Source organism: Phyllobacterium sp. 628, assembly GCF_014189505.1.
Taxonomy (GTDB): domain Bacteria; phylum Pseudomonadota; class Alphaproteobacteria; order Rhizobiales; family Rhizobiaceae; genus Phyllobacterium.
This window is the reverse complement of the sequence record NZ_CP050301.1, coordinates 2351214-2368524: the sequence shown is the minus strand read 5'-3', so window position 1 is coordinate 2368524 and position 17311 is coordinate 2351214. Positions and strand designations below refer to the sequence as shown.

The window sequence follows — 17311 nt, the reverse complement described above, 5'->3', positions numbered from 1 at the left end:
ATGTGCATCCGGTCGGTCTTCGATTGTGTATCTAACGGATGAATAGGTTCCCAGCCAATAGCAATATCGAACAAAGAGGCGAAAATAGCGGCGCTTAACGATAATCAGTTGTTGTTCGGTTGTGGAACTGACGCACGAGCCGCAGAAAATTACCCAGCATCGCATGCCCGTATTCCGTCAGAACCGACTCTGGATGGAATTGCACGCCGTAGGTCGGGTGGCTTCGATGCGCGAGGCCCATGATTTCGCCCTTGTCCGAGCGGGCCGTGATCGCGAGCGATCCATTACTCTCGTCCGATACAACGATCAGCGAATGGTAGCGTCCCGCCTTGAATGGGCTCGGCAAGCCTTTGAAAACGCCGGTACCATTATGCCGGATCAGCGACGAGCGCCCATGCATGGGTTCCTGCGCGCGTACAACCTTCCCGCCAAAAGCTTCACCAATGCATTGGTGCCCCAGACAGATGCCCAAAATGGGAATGCTGCCACTGAACTTTTCAATAATTGGAAGTGATTGCCCGGCTTCGCGTGGTCCGCAAGGACCGGGTGAAATCACCAGAGCCGCTGGTTTTTCCCTCTCGATTTCCTCTGGGGTAATCGCATCATTACGCACAACCCTTGTCTGCTCGCCAAGTTCAGCAAAATAGCGTGCAACCGTGAAGACGAAGGAGTCGTAATTGTCGATGATCAGGATCATGACCGGACTTCTCCGGCAGTGGCAAAAACATCGAAAATGCGGGCCGCCTTGTCGAGTGTTTCCTGATATTCTGCCGATGGATCCGACAATGCAGTGATACCGCCACCCGCCTGAAACACCGCTTTACCGCCCTGAAACAGCACCGTTCGGATGGCGATATTCGTATCAAGATTGCCATTAAACCCGATGAAACCGATCGAGCCGCAATAAACACCCCGCGCTTCCTGTTCAGTCTCCGTGATAATTTCCATCGCCCGCAATTTGGGCGCACCCGTGATTGACCCGCCCGGAAATGCCGCTTTGATCAAATCCGGCAAGGCTTTCCCATCACCGAGACGGCCGGTAACGACCGATACAAGATGGTGGACACTGGCATAGGATTCCAGACCGCACAGAACAGGCGTCAGCACTGAATGCGGATTGCAGACGTGCGAAAGGTCATTGCGCATCAAATCGACAATCATCAGATTTTCAGCGCGATCTTTCTCCGAGGCAAGCAGCGCGTCCGCAAGCGTTCGGTCTTTTTCCGGATCAGATGAACGTGGAACTGTCCCCTTGATCGGCCGTGTTTCCACATCACGTCCCCGCACCGACAAAAACCGCTCCGGCGAGCTCGATGCGACAACGATATCTCCATGATCGAGATAGGCGGCAAACGTGGCTGCATTTCTCCGGCGCAAAGCTTTATAGAAAGACCAGCTCGAATAGTTTTGCGGCATCTCAGCAATAAATCGCTGGGCAATATTGGCCTGAAAAATATCGCCGTCGAGAATATATTCCACGACCTTTGCAACGGCTTGCTTATAAGCATCACGGCCGAAATTGGATTGCCAGGCATCTCGGGCAATCCGAGGTAAAATCGTGCTTTGCGTTTTCGGCACCTTCGCCAGTTCTGCAATGATTACATCTGCCCGCCTGATGGACAGTGCGGTCCGTTCCGCTTCTGCGTGTTCCGGCAGGCCGGACGATATCAGCCAGACCTTTTGTTTCAGGTGATCAAAGGCAAAGACGACATCATAAAAGCTCCATATGGCATCTGGAACGTTCCCCTGCTTTTGCTTCACTGGTTCAGGAAGACGTTCCAATAACCTGCCGAATTCATAGGAAAAATAGCCAACTGCGCCACCTTGGAACGGTGGCAGATCAGGCTGATTATCGAGCTGATATAAATCCAGATAATATGACAAGGCCTCCAGCGGCGGCATATCCAGCTCTTCATCATTCCAGCTCGCCTTGCCATCCTGCACAACGAGTTTTCCGAAGGGATCGGCAGCGACATAGGAATAGCGCCCAAGCTGATCATGACGCATGGCACTATCAAGAAAGCTTAGTCCGCCAAGCGGTTTCAAGCGCTCCGCTGCCTCAACAGGCTCCAACCATGGGATTTCACGGATATGCATCCGCCTCACGCCTTTCGAAGGGTAAACCTATCCGCTCTTGCGGGTCGACAGAAGGATACTTGTCTCGGTTGAAGTGATTCCGTCAATATGACGAATATCCCGCAATGTCCGATCGAAAGCTTCCAGTGTCTCCACTTCGATCTCGGCCACAATATCCCAACGGCCGTTGGTCGTATGCAGCGCGCGAATTTCCGGAAACCCCTGCAGGCGCCGGATCACCTTTTCCGCACCCTGCCCGGCCACCTCGATCATCGCAATAGCCCGTACACCATAGACGCCGGTCCCCGCTTTAAGCGTGATGGTAAATCCCTGAATGGTGCCGTCTGTCGTCAGCTTGTCAACCCGGGCACGAACCGTGGCGCGCGAAATGCCCAGAACCGTTGCCATCGAAGAAACCGGCATGCGGCAGTCGTCACGCAGCAAAGACAACAACCGGCGGTCAAGATCATCCATATCTATTTCCAATTTGTATAATTCATGTGCGCAAAATGCACATTAAGCCGCGCATTTCTATCAGGATGCTGTCTATTTGTCACCAGCCCAGGGTGGCAGTATACTAGCCGTTACGCAGAATCCCGCTGCTCCCATAATTGACCATTCAAACGCGAAAGTGGCGCTTGTTGATGAACATGCTCGGCAACTTTGAGAACGACCAAAAACAAAAACTGATGATTGTCGGCGCGCCCGTCGAAGAAGGCGCTGGCCGTCTTGGCGCGGTGATGGGACCAGCTGCGCTCCGCACCGCTGGCCTCGTGCGCACACTCGAAGAAATGGGCCATCCCATCGATGATCACGGTGATCTGCGCCTGCCGCAGACATTGCCAGCCGTCCCGCCGGTTGAAGGGCTCGCTCATCACATTGAAAAGATCGCCGCCTGGTCACGCATGCTGTGCGTTGAGACCTATGAAGCGATGAAAGATGGCAGTTTTCCTGTCATTCTCGGCGGTGATCATGCCCTGTCCATGGGCTCGGTTGCCGGTGTTGCGCGCTACTGTCAGGAGAATAACCGCGAACTTTTCGTGCTCTGGCTCGACGCCCATTCCGATTTCAACACCCCGGTTACCTCGCCTTCCGGCAACATGCACGGCATGTCCGCAGCGCTTTTGTGCAATGAACCCGGCCTTGAAGGCGTGTTTGGTGATGAGCCGCATGGTCTGATCAAACCCGAAAACCTACATCTCTTCGGCATCCGCTCCATCGATACTGTTGAACGCAAACTTCTGCGGCAGCGCGGCATCGATGTGATCGACATGCGCCTGATCGATGAATTCGGCGTTGCAAAGCTCATGCGCCGTATCATTGAGCGGGTGCAGAAGGCCAATGGCATCCTGCATGTCAGTTTTGATGTGGATTTCATCGATCCTTCATTGGCTCCCGGTGTTGGCACACCCGTTCCCGGTGGTGCGACATACCGTGAAGCCCATCTCGTTATGGAAATGCTGCATGATTCCGGCGTTGTCGGCTCGCTTGATGTCGTTGAACTCAATCCGTTCCTCGATGATTGCGGCAAGAGCGCAATGCTGCTCGTCGATCTTGTTGCCAGCCTGTTTGGCCGCCAGGTTTTTGAACGGTCCAGCCTTTCTGATCAGAGCGCCACGACTCTGAACGTCTAAATCTGGCAAATAGGAGGATATTTTGCTGCAAACAGCCGCCCAACTGATTTCGACCGAGTCCCGTCTTGGCGCTCATAATTACAAGCCGCTTGATGTGGTTCTGTCGCGTGGTGAAGGCGTGCATGTCTGGGATATCGATGGAAACCGGTATCTCGACTGTCTGTCAGCATATTCCGCCGTCAACCAGGGTCATTGCCATCCGAAAATTCTGGCGGCAATGACCGAACAGGCGTCCAAACTGACCCTGACCTCCCGTGCTTTCCGCAACGACCAGCTCGCTTTGTTTTACGAAGAGCTGGCTGCACTGACCGGCTCGCACAAAATCCTGCCGATGAACAGCGGTGCCGAAGCTGTTGAAACAGCAATCAAAGCCGTCCGCAAATGGGGCTATGAGATCAAGGGCGTGCCGGAGAACGCCGCCGAGATTATCGTCTGCTCGGACAATTTTCATGGCCGCACCATGGGCATTGTCGGTTTCAGTACCGATCCGTCAGCGCGCGAAAACTTCGGTCCGTTTGCACCCGGCTTCAAGGTCGTGCCGTTTGGCGATATCGACGCGTTCACGAATGCGTTGACGCCAAATACTGTGGCATTCCTTGTCGAACCGATCCAGGGCGAAGCTGGCGTGATCATCCCGCCAAAAGGCTACTTCACCAAGGTGCGCGAACTCTGCACTCAGAACAACGTCACGCTCATTCTCGATGAAATCCAGACGGGCCTTGGCCGTACAGGTGCCCTGCTCGCAGAAGCGCATGAAGGCATCGAAGCGGATGTGACGCTGATCGGCAAAGCGCTGTCAGGCGGTTTTTATCCGGTCTCGGCTGTGCTTTCGAACAGCGACGTCCTTGGCGTTTTGAAGCCGGGACAGCATGGCAGCACGTTCGGCGGCAATCCGCTCGCCTGCGCCATTGCCCGCGCCGCCTTACGCGTTCTGACCGAAGAAAACATGATCGAGAATTCCCGCATCGAGGGCGAGTACTTCCTTCAGCAGCTCCGGGGCATCCGCAGCAATATTGTTCGCGAAGTGCGTGGCCGCGGTCTGATGCTCGCCATCGAGCTGCATCCGGAAGCTGGCGGCGCCAACCGGTTCTGTTACGAGTTGAAGGAACGCGGCATTCTCGCCAAGGACACTCACGGCGATACAATCCGTATTGCTCCGCCACTGGTCATCAAGCGCGATCAAATCGACTGGGCGCTGGAACAGTTTGATGAAGTGCTGACTAGTATGAATTGATGCGGGTGTTTCACCCCCCTCTGTCCTGTCGGACATCTCCCCCACAAGGGGGAGATCAGCCTTCGTGACGGTTTCAAATAGTTCTGAGATATTGCTAAGTAAGCGACCGTGTTGATGTCGATGTGATCTCCCCCCTTGTGGGGGAGATGTCCGACAGGACAGAGGGGGGTGAAACAACTACATCCTCACCCGCTCAGCCTTGGGATCATACATCGGCTTCAGCGACACTTCAGCTTTGACCCGTTCTCCGGCAATCTCAATTTCATAGCTGGAGGCCAGAACCTCTTCCGCGCTTTCGCCCCTGCAACTGACATAACCAAGACCAATTGCTCCACCGAGAGAATGGCCGTAATTGCCTGAGGTGATGGTTCCAACGATCTCCCCGTCGCGCACGATTGCCTCATTGTGAAACAACAGCGGTTCGGGATCGGCAAGCCTGAACTGCACCAGCCGGCGATCCAGCCCATTCTCCTGCTTTTTCAACACTGCATCGCGCCCGATGAAATCACCCTTTGCGGTTTTGACGGCAAAGCCCAATCCTGCCTCCAGAACATGATCTTCGTCAGTAATATCATGGCCGAAATGCCGGAAAGCCTTTTCGATGCGGCAGGAATCCAGCGTATGCAAACCGCATAGTTTGAGACCCAAATCTTTCCCCGCATCTTCCAAAGCCTCAAAGACGTGCGCTGTCTGGTCAGACGAGACATAGAGTTCCCAGCCAAGCTCGCCCACATAGGTCACCCGATGTGCCCGCGCCAGCCCCATGCCGATTTCGATTTCCCGCGCCGTGCCGAAAGGATGACCGGCATTGGAAAAATCGTTGGGGCTGATCTTTTCGATGACTTCGCGTGATTTCGGGCCCATGAGACAGAGCACAGATTCGGCCGCCGTCACATCGGTGATGACGACAAACTCATCCTTGAGATGCTTGCGCAACCACGCGAGATCGCGCTGCAAGGTTGCGCCGGGTACCACAGCAAAGAAGGCAGTCTCCGACAGGCGTGTAATCGTCAGATCGCTTTCAATGCCGCCACGGTTGTTGAGCATCTGGGTGTAGACGATCCTGCCCGGCTCCACGTCCAGTTGGTTGGCACACAGCCTTTGCAGGAACGGCAAGGCATCACGCCCCTCAATACGGATTTTGCCAAATGACGTCATGTCGAACAGGCCAACACCGTTGCGCACAGCCAGATGCTCATCGCGCTGGTTATCGAACCAGTTCTGCCTTTTCCAGGAATAGCGGTATTCGCGCTCCTGTCCGTCTTTTGCAAACCAGTTGGCGCGCTCCCATCCCGCCACTTCACCGAAAACCGCACCACGTGCCTTCAAGTGCTCATGTAATGGCGACCGGCGGATGTTGCGGGAGGTTGCCATCTGCCGGTAGGGAAAATGATCCGCATAGAGCAGGCCAAGCGTTTCAGACACGCGTTCTTTCAGATAACGCCGGTTCTTCTGGAAAGGCTGCGCCCGGCGGATATCCACCTCCCACAGATCAAACGGCGCTTCGCCATCGTGTATCCACTGCGCCAGCGCCATACCGGCGCCACCGGATGACACAATACCGATGGAATTATAGCCCGCAGCCACCCAATAGCCGCCCAATTCTGGTGCTTCGCCGAGATAATAGCGGTCATCCGGGGTGAAACTCTCCGGGCCATTGAAGAACGTATGAATGCCTGCGGTGCCAAGCATCGGCATGCGGTTGACACCCATTTCGAGTATTGGCTCGAAATGCTCGAAATCTTCCGGCAATTGATCAAAGCAGAAATCTTCGGAAATGCCATTCATGCCCCAAGGCTTGGCAACCGGCTCAAAAGCGCCAAGCATCATCTTGCCGGCATCTTCCTTGTAGTAGGCGCATTCGTCTGGAACACGCAGAACAGGGAGACGTCCCAGCCCCTGAATGGCTTCTGTTACGAGGTAAAAATGCTCGCAGGCGTGCAAAGGAACGGTTACGCCTGACATCGATGCCAGATCACGCGCCCACATTCCAGCGCAGTTGATTACCACATCGGTTTCGATTGTGCCCTGTTCCTCACCTTTAGCCCATGAAACACCAGACACACGGCCACTCGTCTTGTGAATGTCCGTGACCTTGACGTTCTCGAATATTCTGGCGCCGCGCTGCCGTGCGCCCTTGGCAAGCGCCATGGCTATGTTGGCAGGATCGCACTGTCCATCGAGCGGCAAATGCACCGCTCCAATCACATCCTCGATATTAAGATGCGGGTACATCTCTTTGACTTCACTTGGAGAAATTTCCCGTACGTCCACATTGAAGGCACGGGCGAGCGAGGCCTGCCGGTAAATCTCATGCTTGCGCTCTTCTGTCAAAGCCACCGTGATCGAGCCCACCTGCCGCATCCCCGTGGCAACACCGGTTTCCTCTTCCAGCTTGACATAAAGATCGGCAGAATATTTGGCGAGCCGTGTCATGTTCTGCGAGGCACGCAACTGGCCGATCAGTCCTGCCGCATGCCATGTGGTGCCGGACGTAAGCTGTTTGCGTTCCAGCAGGACAATGTCTGTCCAGCCCAATTTGGCGAGATGATAAGCAACGGAACAGCCTGAAATGCCGCCGCCAATGATGACGGCGCGGGCCTTGACCGGAAGAGAACTCATGCGCGGATTCTTTCGTTAGCGGGGTCCCAGAGCGGCTGATCGGGATGAACGGTCGCCTTGAAGCGTTCGCCAAAAATCTCGACTTCAACTTCGGTGCCGGGTTCAGTCAGCTCAGTCTTCAACATGCCAAGCGCGATCGACTTATCGATCCGGTGCCCCCAGCCGCCCGAGGTGGTTTCACCGACAATGCTGCCCTTGTGCCAGAGCGTCGACATATAGGGCGCATCACAATCCCCGGCGTCGACGGTTAGCGTGACAAAGCGCTTCTTCACGCCCTGCTGTTTTTCGCTTTCCAGCGCGGCTTTGCCGATAAAAGCGGGTTTTTCCCATTTGATGAAGCGCTCAAGCCCGCTTTGCAGCGGCGTATAGTCAGTGGAAAGATCGCCCTTCCAGGCGCGGTAACCTTTTTCCAAACGGAGCGAGTCCAATGCGTACATGCCGAACGGTTTGAGGCCATATGGCTGTCCCGCCTGCCAGACCGCATCAAAAACGGCCGCTGTATCGGCTATTTTCGTATGAATTTCCCAGCCCAACTCACCGGCGAATGACACTCGAACCAACTGGCAATAGCGCCCGGCGATCTGCGTTGTCTGGTGCGACAGCCAGGATTTGCTGAGGTCCGCATCACAAATACCGGCAAAAAGGTCGCGCGCCTTTGGACCCGTGACGATCTGGCATGAGAACTGCTCGGTGACATTGCTGATCGTTATAGCGCTACCCCTGGGCAGATGATTCTGCAGCCATTCCAGATCGTGCCACTCGGCAACACCCGCAGTGGTGAGAAAGAATACATCCTCATCAAGGGCCATGATGGACATTTCGGTGACCACTCGGCCCTTCTCGTCGGAGAAATAGCCAAGGCCGATACGTCCCGGCTTTGGCACCAGCCCGGTGGTCAGGCCTGACAGCCAGTCCCGCGCGCCCGTACCGCTCACCTTGAAGCGCGAAAAGCCGGGAAGATCGAGAATGCCGACCGCATCGCGCACCGCATGGCACTCCTCGCGGATGCGCTGCTGCCATGGCCCTTCCCGCGTAAATGTCTGGGTTGATTCTTCCGACGTGTCATCGCCGGGCTTCGCATACCAGTTTGCCCGCTCCCAGCCATTATAAGCGCCGAACTGCGCGCCAAGTTTGGCAACGCGGTCATGCAGCGGCGAGATTTTTTTGTTGCGGCCAGCCGGCCACGTATAGCGCGGAAAATGGATGGCATATTCGTGGCCATAGACCTCAACGCCCTTGGCAATGCTATAATCACGATCGGCAAAGGCGGTGAAGCGGCGCGGATCGCAGGACCACATGTCCCACTCTGTTGCGCCTTCCATGACCCATTCGGCCAGAACCTTGCCTGCGCCACCAGCCTGCGCGATGCCAAACGTGAAAACACAGGCTTCGAATGCATTGGGAACGCCGGGCATGGGTCCAATCAGCGGGTTGCCGTCCGGCGCATAAGGAATGGGACCATTGATCACCTTCGACAGGCCTGCTGTTCCAAGAATGGGCACCCGGGCAATGGCATCGTTCAAATACCAGTCCAGCCGTTCCAGATCATCCGGGAACAGCTGGAACGAAAAAGTCATCCGGCATCGGATCGTCGGCGGTTGCCCAATGCGCCCGGCAATTGCGCTCGTAGGGTCCAAGATTCATGCCGTTCTTTTCCTGCCGGAGGTAATAGGACGAATCCACATCACGCAGCAGCGGCAACTTGTGGCCCTGCTCTTTGCTCCACGCGGCGATCTCAGGAATTTCATCGAACAGCAGATACTGATGGCTCATGACCATCATCGGTACATCACGGCCAAACAGTTTGCCGATCTCCTGTGCGCGGTAACCGGCGGCATTGACCACATATTCGCAGCGGATATCGCCCTGCGGCGTGGAAATCACCCATTCATCGCCGTCCCGCCGCGCACCCGTGACAGGACAAAAGCGGATGATCTTTGCGCCCATGTCACGCGCGCCCTTGGCCAATGCCTGTGTCAGCTGTGCCGGATCGATGTCGCCATCATTGGGATCGTAGAGCGCGCCCTGCAGATCATGGGTCGACAGAAAGGGATAGCGGCTATTGATTTCATCAACGCCAAGCACATCGATATCCATGCCCTGATAGCGGCCCATGCTTTTGACACGCTGGAATTCACGCATCCGCTCCTTGCCATGGGCCAACCGCAGCGAACCCGTGACGTGATAGTTCATGGGATAATCAACTTCCTGCGCCAGTCGCCGGTACAGCTCGGCGGAGTAACGCTGCATGTTCATCACGGACCACGATGCCGAGAATGTCGGCACATTACCCGCCGCATGCCAAGTGGAGCCCGATGTGAGTTCGTTCTTCTCAAGCAATACGCAATCGGTCCATCCCGCCTTGGCAAGATGATACAGCGACGAGACGCCCACCGCCCCGCCGCCAATAATGACGACACGCGCCGAGGTTGGAAATTCAGACATACAAGTTCTCCCGTCGTCTCAGTCTTTTCTTTAGAACCGGTCAAGCCCGGGCGATTTCATCGAGGTACCACTGGATGTATCGCAACTCGTTATATTCCATTGGTGCAATGGGCCCCGGCACAAAGTAGTGCGAGCGAACACCGCGCGCAGTGTGCTCAATGATCGTCTTGTCCTCGGCGGTGGTCACCTTCCAAAGCCAGGTGAGTTTATCCAGATCGTAATCCCTGCCCTCTTCCGCATCACCGCGCACCAGCCAGATCAACTCCATTTCGCACGTATCAACTGTCTTGGGGATGAAGCGGTAAATCATGCCGTGGTCGGGGTAACAGACCAGAAAGCTGGTGCCGCCAAGGTGAATGGAGGTGACACCACCGTCAAATTCGGTGAACCGGCCCATCAATGGGCCAATGGGCGAGCCGTCCTCGCTGCCGCTCGATACGCCGTCATAAAGCGCATAGCGGAATGTGTGGATCGTCTCCTGCCCCTGCGCAGAACTCTGCCAATGGTCACCCGTAGCAATGTCGATGCCCAGCGCGCAAGTGCGCTGCTCCATCCGGGCATTGAGTTCGACAATCTTTTCAGCGGGTTGTTCGAGCGCATGGGTCTGCGAATATTCCGGATGTGCCGGACCGCAATGATAGCACTCTACATAGTTTTCGACCGCCAGTTTCCAATTGGCGTCTACCGGATAGGTTTCCCGGTGCGCCACCTTGGCATCGGCCCAGCCATATTGCCCGCAGGTCGTGCGCAATGATTGCTCTATGATGTCAAAATTCAGTGGTTCATCGGCAAAACAGATAAAGATCAGCCCTTCGGCCACCCGCACATGCAGCTTTTTCAAGCCATGGGCGCTGCGGTCAAAATCCCTTGGCATCAGCCGCGCCGCACGCAAACTCCCATCGTTCATGTAAGTCCAAGCATGGTAGGGGCAGACGAAAAAGCGGGCATTGCCCTTCTGCTGGGTGCAGACTTCGGCACCGCGATGCCGGCAGACATTGAGAAAGGCGTGGACCGAACCATCCTCGGTGCGCGAGACGATTACAGCTTCCGTGTCGATCTTGAACAATTCGAAATCACCAACATTGGGAATGATACTGGCGTGGCCGATGCAGTGCCAATGACGGCGGAATACGCGCTCCATGTCCCTGATATAAACATCCGGGTCCATATAGAATGCACGCACAAGCCCATGACCAGCCTTATGATCAGCAATCATGCGATCGATCTTGTCGCCTGCTGGTGCAATCTCGGCCAGTGCCTGTTCTGAGCCCATTTCCGCCTCGCTTAAAAGATTGTTCCCGGACGCTTATTGTTTCCCGGATGCGTCGCAGATTAGAATGATTCCGCATTGGGCGCCGTTCAAGCGATGGTTGCTCATCAAGACATGAATTATTCTCAACCGTCGAATGTACAGGACGCAACGCTATGATGTCGAAGCCCAGAATACCGCCGCTCGGCTCGTTGCGTGCGTTCGAAGCTTCGGCGCGATTGTTGAGTTTTCGCCTCGCGGGCGATGAGCTTGGCGTGACGCAATCGGCGATCAGCCATCGCATTTCCGAACTGGAAGCGATTCTCGGCGTCAAACTTTTCGAACGCTTGCCGCGCGGTGTGGCGCTCACCGATGCCGGGACATTGTATTACCCCTACATGCGCGATGCTTTCGAGAAGATTGCCCGTGGCACGGCGCTGATCAACCGTCTTGGCACGACGGACGATCTGGCACTGGAAACCTATGCGACCTTCGCCATTCGCTGGCTCATTCCGCGCCTGACGGATTTTCGCAAGGTCAATCAGAACCTCGCCATTCGCATTGGCACCAGCCAGCTTGATTGGGAACTCAATATCGACAGTTGCGATATTGGCATCATCCACACGACCCGGCCCGAGCGGATGAATTTGCACTACCGCCTATTGATCAAGGCGCAGATGTTCCCCGTCTGCAGTGCGCAAGTCGCGGCGCGTATCGAGGGCGATGCCGGAGCCAAGGCGCTGAACAAGGTGCCGCGACTGGCACTTTATACGGCGCCGGAGGATTGGGGCACGTGGCTGGAAGCGGCTGGCATTCCCGATAGCGGTCAGGCGGTAACGCTGAAATTCGACACCTATCTTGCTGCCCTGCAATCGGCGCTTGATGGTCAGGGACTTGCAGTTGCACCGGATTTTCTCGTGGCCGATGATTTGAAGGCTGGGCGTCTGGTCGCACCATTTGCGCTGAAAGTGCCGCAGCCCGGCGCGTGGTACATGATCTGCCGCAAGGAGCGTGTCAATGAAGCCCGCATTCGTCAGTTTGAGAAATGGCTGGTGGAGCAGTTCGGGGCTTGATTTGGCTGCAAGACAATCGTGCGTGGTTCGACAAGCTCACCATGAGGGAGAGTGAGGGTTGCAGAGAGCTGTATTCTGCAATGCAGATGATTGGCGGGTTCTGCAATGTTGCCGATTAGTTTTGCAGCCCACCCATCTCCCTCATGGTGAGCTTGTCGAACCACGAACCACGCACAATGCTCATGCGAACCTACTTCCTCTTAATTCCGATCGATTTTCCAACACGTTCCGGCATCCCAAGCTTTGCATGTGCAGCTTTGTAAAACTCGAGCGTTGGCAGCACGTCATCCGGAAACGGCACGACCTTGGGGCCGTTCATATCCACATGCAGCGACAGAACCTCGGATGTCGCAGCCACCCAGCCATCGACATGAATGATTTCGTTGTAGGTATGCAGACGCTTGCCGTCGAAATCGATCAACTGGCTCGTCACGGTCACCAGATGGTCGAGATGAATTTCCTGCACGTAGCAGATATGCACTTCGGCGGTGTAGATTGTCAGCTTGCGCTCTGCCGCATATTTCGGGCCAAAACCCAACTCGGCCAGAAACTCATCGCCGCCCCGGTCAAACACCACGTTGTAGTAGGCCATGTTCAGGTGGCCGTTGTAATCGATCCATTCCTTTTCCATCGCAATCGGGGCGGAGCGATACAATTCACCTTCGGACATGCTGGAGTTCCCTGTTTTGAATTGGGCTGACAAATCTGGGCGGCATTTGAACCATGGCTGCCAGCAATCCGTTGTGTCAAAAGCGACTGATAATGGCGGTCCATCATCGACTGCCCGACCGGAAACTGCTGGGTGGCTTGCCCTCAAAGCTGCGAAACGTGCGGGTAAAGGCAGCAGCGGAGGAGAATCCGGTGCGGGCCGCAATATCCGCCAATGGAGCTTTCGTATCGGTGATCAATCGCCGCGCCACCTTGAGCCGCAGGCGCAGATAATAACGGCCCGGCCCCTCACCGACGGCTTTGGCAAATATCTTTTCGAGACTGCGTGCACTCAAACCGCAGCGTTTGGCAATCGCACCAATGGTCAGCGGCGCGTCGAGATGCCCTTCCATGAGGCGGATGGCAGTGGCGAGTTTCGGATGCACATCGTCAAGCCGCCCCAACGAGACAAGCGGCTGCGCGTCATTGGAAGCATGCGCCTCATCATAGATGAACACGCTCGCCACATCGAGCGCCACGGACATGCCGCAACGCGACCGGATGAGATGCAGCATGAGATCGAAGGTCGGTGAAGCGCCGCCTGTGGTGAACACTGGTCCGTCGATAACATAGCGATCCGGTCGCACATTCGCATCGGGAAACTCCGCTGTGAATTCCTCCATATCCTCCCAATGCGTCGTCGCGTTGCGTCCGCGCAGCAATCCGGCGCGGCCAAGCAGCCAGGAACCGGCTTCGATGCCGCCGATCATCTGATAATGGTGCACGGCGCGGCGCAGACTGGCTGTGAATGTCGTGCGTGAAATGTCCGAGGTGCCAAAACCGCCGATCATCAGCAGCATATCCGCCTTATCCGACGGATTAAATGCACCCGAAACTGCGATTGGCAGCCCGCAGGTTGTGATGGCCGGGTTCCCGTCCAGCGAAACGATCTGCCATTTGAACAGGTTGCTTCCGGACACGCGGTTGGCCGCACGCATTGGATCAATCGTCGATGCCACGCACATGAGCGAAGCGCCGCTGAAGACGAGAACTGTCACATCAAGCGTTTTTGGATTGGGTAAAAAGAGTGGCGATATTTCGCTATTCATCAATTTCAATTCGTATATTGCAAAGCATCTCTTTGCAACACCTGCATGATTTCCCCAACGACAAAATGGGAGCAAAGCAATGGGACTCACCCCCAATCGCGACGTATTTATTACCTGTGCCGTGACCGGTGCAGGCGACACAACCAGCCGTTCCGACAAGGTTCCGATTACACCGCGCCAGATTGCGGATGAGTGCATTTCAGCGGCCAATGCAGGCGCTGCTGTTGCGCACATCCATGTGCGTGATCCAAAGACCGGCAAGGGTTCGCGCGATGTCGCGCTCTATGCGGAAGTGGTTGAACTGATCAAGGCGTCCGGTGTGGACATGGTCCTCAACCTGACTGCCGGCATGGGCGGTGACCTCACGCTTGGCAGCACCGAACAGCCAATGCCACCCTCGCCTGCGGGCACGGATATGGTTGGCGCCACTGAACGCCTTGTGCATGTGGCAAAGTTGCGGCCGGAAATCTGCACGCTCGATTGCGGCACCATGAATTTCGGTGAAGGCGATTACGTCATGACCAATACGCCTGCCATGCTCAAAGACATGGCGGCGCAGATCAAGGCGCTGGGCGTGCGGCCCGAAGTTGAAATCTTTGATACCGGTCATCTCCTCCTTGCCAAATGGCTCTATGACCAGAAATTGCTGGAAGATCCTGTCATGGTGCAGCTCTGCATGGGCATTCCATGGGGTGCGCCGGATGATATCAACACCCTTTTGGCACTGACGAATAACCTGCCGTCCAACTGGACCTTTTCAGCCTTTTCCATTGGCCGCAATCAGCTGCCCTACGCCGCAATGGCGATGCTGGCTGGTGGTAATATCCGCGTCGGTCTTGAAGATAATATCTGGCTCGACAAGGGCGTTCTCGCGACCAACGGCCAGTTGGTCGAGCGCGCCGTGAAGGTTGCCGAAGGTATGGGTGCCAGGATTCTTGGCCCGGACGAGGTCCGTACCCGCATGAAACTGACAAAGGGCTGGTGAGAACATGAGCGTCATTCTTAAAGCGGCGGCTGTTGGCGGCGGTGTCATCGGTGCAGGCTGGGTTGCCCGTCTCATTCTCAACGGCATTGACGTTTCGATCTTTGATCCGGATCCGGAAGCCGAGCGCAAGGTCAGCGAGGTGATGAAAAACTCACGCCGCGCCTACAAGACCATGGTTCCCGGCGGCCTGCCGAAAGAGGGTAAGCTGACCTTCGCCAAAACAATTGCCGATGCGGTTGCCGGGGCAAACTTCATTCAGGAAAGCGTGCCGGAACGGCTGGACCTGAAACACAAAGTGCTGGCGGAAATCGACAAGCACGCAGCCGTTGATGCGATCATCGGTTCGTCCACCTCAGGCATTCTGCCGTCCGACATGCAGACATCAATGCAGCACCCGGAACGGCTGGTCGTTGGCCATCCCTATAATCCGGTCTATCTGCTTCCTCTCGTTGAAATCGTCGGCGGCAAACTGACATCACCGGAGGCTGTTGAAAAGGCACGCGAGCTTTATGCCTCCATCGGCATGAAGCCGGTTGTTATCCGCAAGGAAATCGAAGCCTTTGTCGGTGATCGCCTGCTTGAAGCGGTCTGGCGCGAAGCGCTATGGCTGATCAAGGACGATATCACGACCGTCGAGGAACTCGACGATATCATGCGCTATTCCTTCGGCATTCGCTGGGCGCAGATGGGCATGTTCCAGGTCTATCGCGTTGCTGGCGGCGAAGCCGGTATGCGCCACTTCATGGCCCAGTTCGGCCCGTGCCTGTCCTGGCCCTGGACCAAGTTGATGGACGTGCCTGAATTGACCGATGAGCTGGTGGACAAGATCGCCACGCAGTCGGACGAACAGGCGCATGGCCTCTCCATCCGCGAGCTTGAACGTATTCGCGATGACAATCTGGTTGCCATCATGGACGCCCTCTCCCGCCAGAACAAGGGTAAGGGCTGGGGTGCTGGCGCACTCTACAAGGATTATACCAAGCAATTGTCCAAGCTAGCCAAGAAGCCTGCCGTTTCCAAAGCGGCTGAAAAGGCCGTTTCCAGCAAGCCTAAGAAAAAGAAGGGCTGAACCATGGATTTCGGTCTTTCAGAGGAGCAAAGGCTGATTGTCGAAACGACACGCGCTTTTGTCGAGAACGAACTTTATCCGCATGAAGCAGAAGTCGAGCGCACAGGCATATTGCGCAAGGATCTTGCGGATGAGCTGAAAGGGAAAGCCATTGCCGCTGGTCTTTATGCGGCTAATATGCCGGAATCGGTCGGCGGCGCCGGTCTCGATACGGTGACATGGCTGCTGTATGAAAAGGAACTTGGCCGCGCCAATTATGCGCTGCACTGGTCCTGTGTCGGCCGTCCGTCCAATATCCTGCTGGCAGGCACGGAAGCACAGAAGGAAAAATACCTTTATCCCTGCATTCGCGGCGAAAAATCGGATTGCCTTGCCATGACCGAACCGGGAGCCGGTTCTGATTTGCGCGGCATGAAGGCGACGGCTGTCGAAAAAGGCGGCGACTGGCTCGTCAACGGCACCAAACATTTCATCAGCCATGCAATGGAAGCGGATTTTGTGATCCTTTTCGTCGCATCCGGCGAAGAAGATACGCCGCGCGGTAAGAAGAAGAAAATCACCGCCTTCTTTGTCGACAAAGATCACCCCGGCATGACCATTCGCGAAGGATATCGCAACGTTTCGCATCGGGGTTATACCAACGCCATCATCGAATTCGATGATTGCCGTTTGCCCGCAGAGGCCATTCTTGGTGAAGTGCACAAGGGTTTTGACGTTGCCAATACCTGGCTGGGGGCGACACGCCTTCAGGTCGCAGCGACCTGTCTTGGCCGCGCAGAACGCGCTCTTGGCCACGCCATCGAATATGCCGCGCAGCGGGTGCAATTCGGCCAGCAGATCGGCAAATTTCAGGGTGTTTCATTCAAGCTGGCCGATATGGCAACAGAACTGAAAGCTGCTGACCTCCTCACTTTCGAGGCGGGCTGGAAATTTGATCAGGGAACCGTCACTGATCAGGATATGGCCATGGCCAAGCTCAAGGCAACGGAAATGCTGGCTTTTGTCGCGGATGAAGCCATCCAGATTCATGGCGGCATGGGCCTGATGGATGACCTGCCATTGGAACGTATCTGGCGCGATGCCCGCGTCGAGCGCATCTGGGAAGGCACGTCCGAAATCCAGCGCCATATCATATCGCGCGCCCTGCTTCGCCCGCACGGAGCGTAA

At 55.9% G+C, this 17311-nt stretch carries 13 protein-coding genes and 1 pseudogene; 6 read left to right on the top strand and 8 right to left on the bottom strand.

What is annotated here, in order from left to right; genetic code table 11:
- Positions 1-94 precede the first annotated feature (94 nt).
- Genes HB779_RS13160 through HB779_RS13150 form a run of 3 tightly spaced genes read right to left on the bottom strand, consistent with a single transcriptional unit; the run spans position 95 to position 2550 of the window.
- Complete coding sequence (locus HB779_RS13160; protein WP_188342824.1) at positions 95-697, bottom strand: aminodeoxychorismate/anthranilate synthase component II; 603 nt, start codon at positions 695-697, stop codon at positions 95-97.
- Positions 694-2097, bottom strand: a complete 1404-nt coding sequence (pabB, locus tag HB779_RS13155) for an aminodeoxychorismate synthase component I (RefSeq protein WP_188342823.1) — start codon at positions 2095-2097, stop codon at positions 694-696. Before pabB ends, HB779_RS13160 begins: the two co-directional genes overlap by 4 nt.
- A gap of 27 nt (positions 2098-2124) precedes the next feature.
- The gene (locus tag HB779_RS13150) at positions 2125-2550 is read right to left on the bottom strand and encodes an Lrp/AsnC family transcriptional regulator (protein WP_188342822.1); all 426 of its coding nucleotides are present in this window, start codon (positions 2548-2550) and stop codon (positions 2125-2127) included.
- 176 nt (positions 2551-2726) lie between these two features.
- Between HB779_RS13150 and rocF the strand changes: the two genes are divergently transcribed.
- Together rocF and rocD are read left to right on the top strand one after the other, a co-directional pair.
- Positions 2727-3710: an arginase gene (gene rocF / locus HB779_RS13145; protein ID WP_371823926.1), complete on the top strand. Its 984-nt coding sequence runs from the start codon at positions 2727-2729 to the stop codon at positions 3708-3710.
- A 25-nt stretch (positions 3711-3735) separates the two neighbouring features.
- Positions 3736-4944, top strand: coding sequence for an ornithine--oxo-acid transaminase (gene rocD / locus HB779_RS13140; RefSeq protein WP_188345915.1), 1209 nt, complete (start codon positions 3736-3738; stop codon positions 4942-4944).
- A gap of 177 nt (positions 4945-5121) precedes the next feature.
- Here rocD and HB779_RS13135 read toward each other — a convergent pair whose 3' ends face one another.
- The 3 genes and pseudogenes from HB779_RS13135 to HB779_RS13125 all read right to left on the bottom strand — a co-directional run bounded on the left by HB779_RS13135 (position 5122) and on the right by HB779_RS13125 (position 11284).
- Positions 5122-7566 carry an FAD-dependent oxidoreductase gene (locus tag HB779_RS13135; protein ID WP_188342820.1) on the bottom strand — a complete coding sequence of 815 codons (2445 nt, stop codon included), beginning with the start codon at positions 7564-7566 and terminating at the stop codon, positions 5122-5124.
- A pseudogene (locus HB779_RS13130) lies at positions 7563-10011 on the bottom strand (FAD-dependent oxidoreductase). Before HB779_RS13130 ends, HB779_RS13135 begins: the two are co-directional and overlap by 4 nt.
- Positions 10012-10051: 40 nt before the next feature.
- Positions 10052-11284, bottom strand: coding sequence for an aromatic ring-hydroxylating dioxygenase subunit alpha (locus HB779_RS13125; protein ID WP_188342819.1), 1233 nt, complete (start codon positions 11282-11284; stop codon positions 10052-10054).
- A 152-nt stretch (positions 11285-11436) separates the two neighbouring features.
- On the opposite strand from HB779_RS13125, the gene HB779_RS13120 reads away from it, so the two are divergent.
- The gene (locus HB779_RS13120; RefSeq protein ID WP_188342818.1) at positions 11437-12333 is read left to right on the top strand and encodes a LysR substrate-binding domain-containing protein; all 897 of its coding nucleotides are present in this window, start codon (positions 11437-11439) and stop codon (positions 12331-12333) included.
- Between the two features lie 190 nt (positions 12334-12523).
- Here the strand turns inward: HB779_RS13120 and HB779_RS13115 are convergent, their stop codons facing one another.
- Both HB779_RS13115 and HB779_RS13110 read right to left on the bottom strand, forming a co-directional pair.
- Positions 12524-13003 (bottom strand): thioesterase family protein, encoded by a 480-nt coding sequence (locus HB779_RS13115; protein WP_188342817.1) that lies wholly within the window; start codon positions 13001-13003, stop codon positions 12524-12526.
- A 103-nt stretch (positions 13004-13106) separates the two neighbouring features.
- A complete protein-coding gene (locus HB779_RS13110; protein ID WP_188342816.1) occupies positions 13107-14090 on the bottom strand; it encodes a GlxA family transcriptional regulator in 984 nt (327 codons plus the stop codon).
- Between the two features lie 79 nt (positions 14091-14169).
- On the opposite strand from HB779_RS13110, the gene HB779_RS13105 reads away from it, so the two are divergent.
- The 3 genes from HB779_RS13105 to HB779_RS13095 are packed head-to-tail and all read left to right on the top strand — an operon-like array spanning position 14170 to position 17311.
- Entirely contained in the window at positions 14170-15075 is a 906-nt protein-coding gene (locus HB779_RS13105) for a 3-keto-5-aminohexanoate cleavage protein (protein WP_188342815.1), read from the top strand.
- A gap of 4 nt (positions 15076-15079) precedes the next feature.
- Entirely contained in the window at positions 15080-16144 is a 1065-nt protein-coding gene (locus tag HB779_RS13100; RefSeq protein WP_188342814.1) for a carnitine 3-dehydrogenase, read from the top strand.
- 3 nt (positions 16145-16147) lie between these two features.
- Positions 16148-17311, top strand: coding sequence for an acyl-CoA dehydrogenase family protein (locus HB779_RS13095; protein ID WP_188342813.1), 1164 nt, complete (start codon positions 16148-16150; stop codon positions 17309-17311).

What these genes read in the sequence shown, in the direction of transcription:
- rocF (WP_371823926.1), top strand. Translation starts at nt 2,727, where the DNA reads ATGCTCGGCAACTTTGAGAACGACCAAAAACAAAAACTGATGATTGTC.
- HB779_RS13105 (WP_188342815.1), top strand. Translation starts at nt 14,170, where the DNA reads ATGGGACTCACCCCCAATCGCGACGTATTTATTACCTGTGCCGTGACC.
- HB779_RS13095 (WP_188342813.1), top strand. Translation starts at nt 16,148, where the DNA reads ATGGATTTCGGTCTTTCAGAGGAGCAAAGGCTGATTGTCGAAACGACA.
- HB779_RS13120 (WP_188342818.1), top strand. Translation starts at nt 11,437, where the DNA reads ATGATGTCGAAGCCCAGAATACCGCCGCTCGGCTCGTTGCGTGCGTTC.
- pabB (WP_188342823.1), bottom strand. Translation starts at nt 2,097, where the DNA reads ATGCATATCCGTGAAATCCCATGGTTGGAGCCTGTTGAGGCAGCGGAG.
- HB779_RS13115 (WP_188342817.1), bottom strand. Translation starts at nt 13,003, where the DNA reads ATGTCCGAAGGTGAATTGTATCGCTCCGCCCCGATTGCGATGGAAAAG.
- HB779_RS13125 (WP_188342819.1), bottom strand. Translation starts at nt 11,284, where the DNA reads ATGGGCTCAGAACAGGCACTGGCCGAGATTGCACCAGCAGGCGACAAG.
- HB779_RS13135 (WP_188342820.1), bottom strand. Translation starts at nt 7,566, where the DNA reads ATGAGTTCTCTTCCGGTCAAGGCCCGCGCCGTCATCATTGGCGGCGGC.
- HB779_RS13100 (WP_188342814.1), top strand. Translation starts at nt 15,080, where the DNA reads ATGAGCGTCATTCTTAAAGCGGCGGCTGTTGGCGGCGGTGTCATCGGT.
- HB779_RS13150 (WP_188342822.1), bottom strand. Translation starts at nt 2,550, where the DNA reads ATGGATGATCTTGACCGCCGGTTGTTGTCTTTGCTGCGTGACGACTGC.
- HB779_RS13110 (WP_188342816.1), bottom strand. Translation starts at nt 14,090, where the DNA reads ATGAATAGCGAAATATCGCCACTCTTTTTACCCAATCCAAAAACGCTT.
- HB779_RS13160 (WP_188342824.1), bottom strand. Translation starts at nt 697, where the DNA reads ATGATCCTGATCATCGACAATTACGACTCCTTCGTCTTCACGGTTGCA.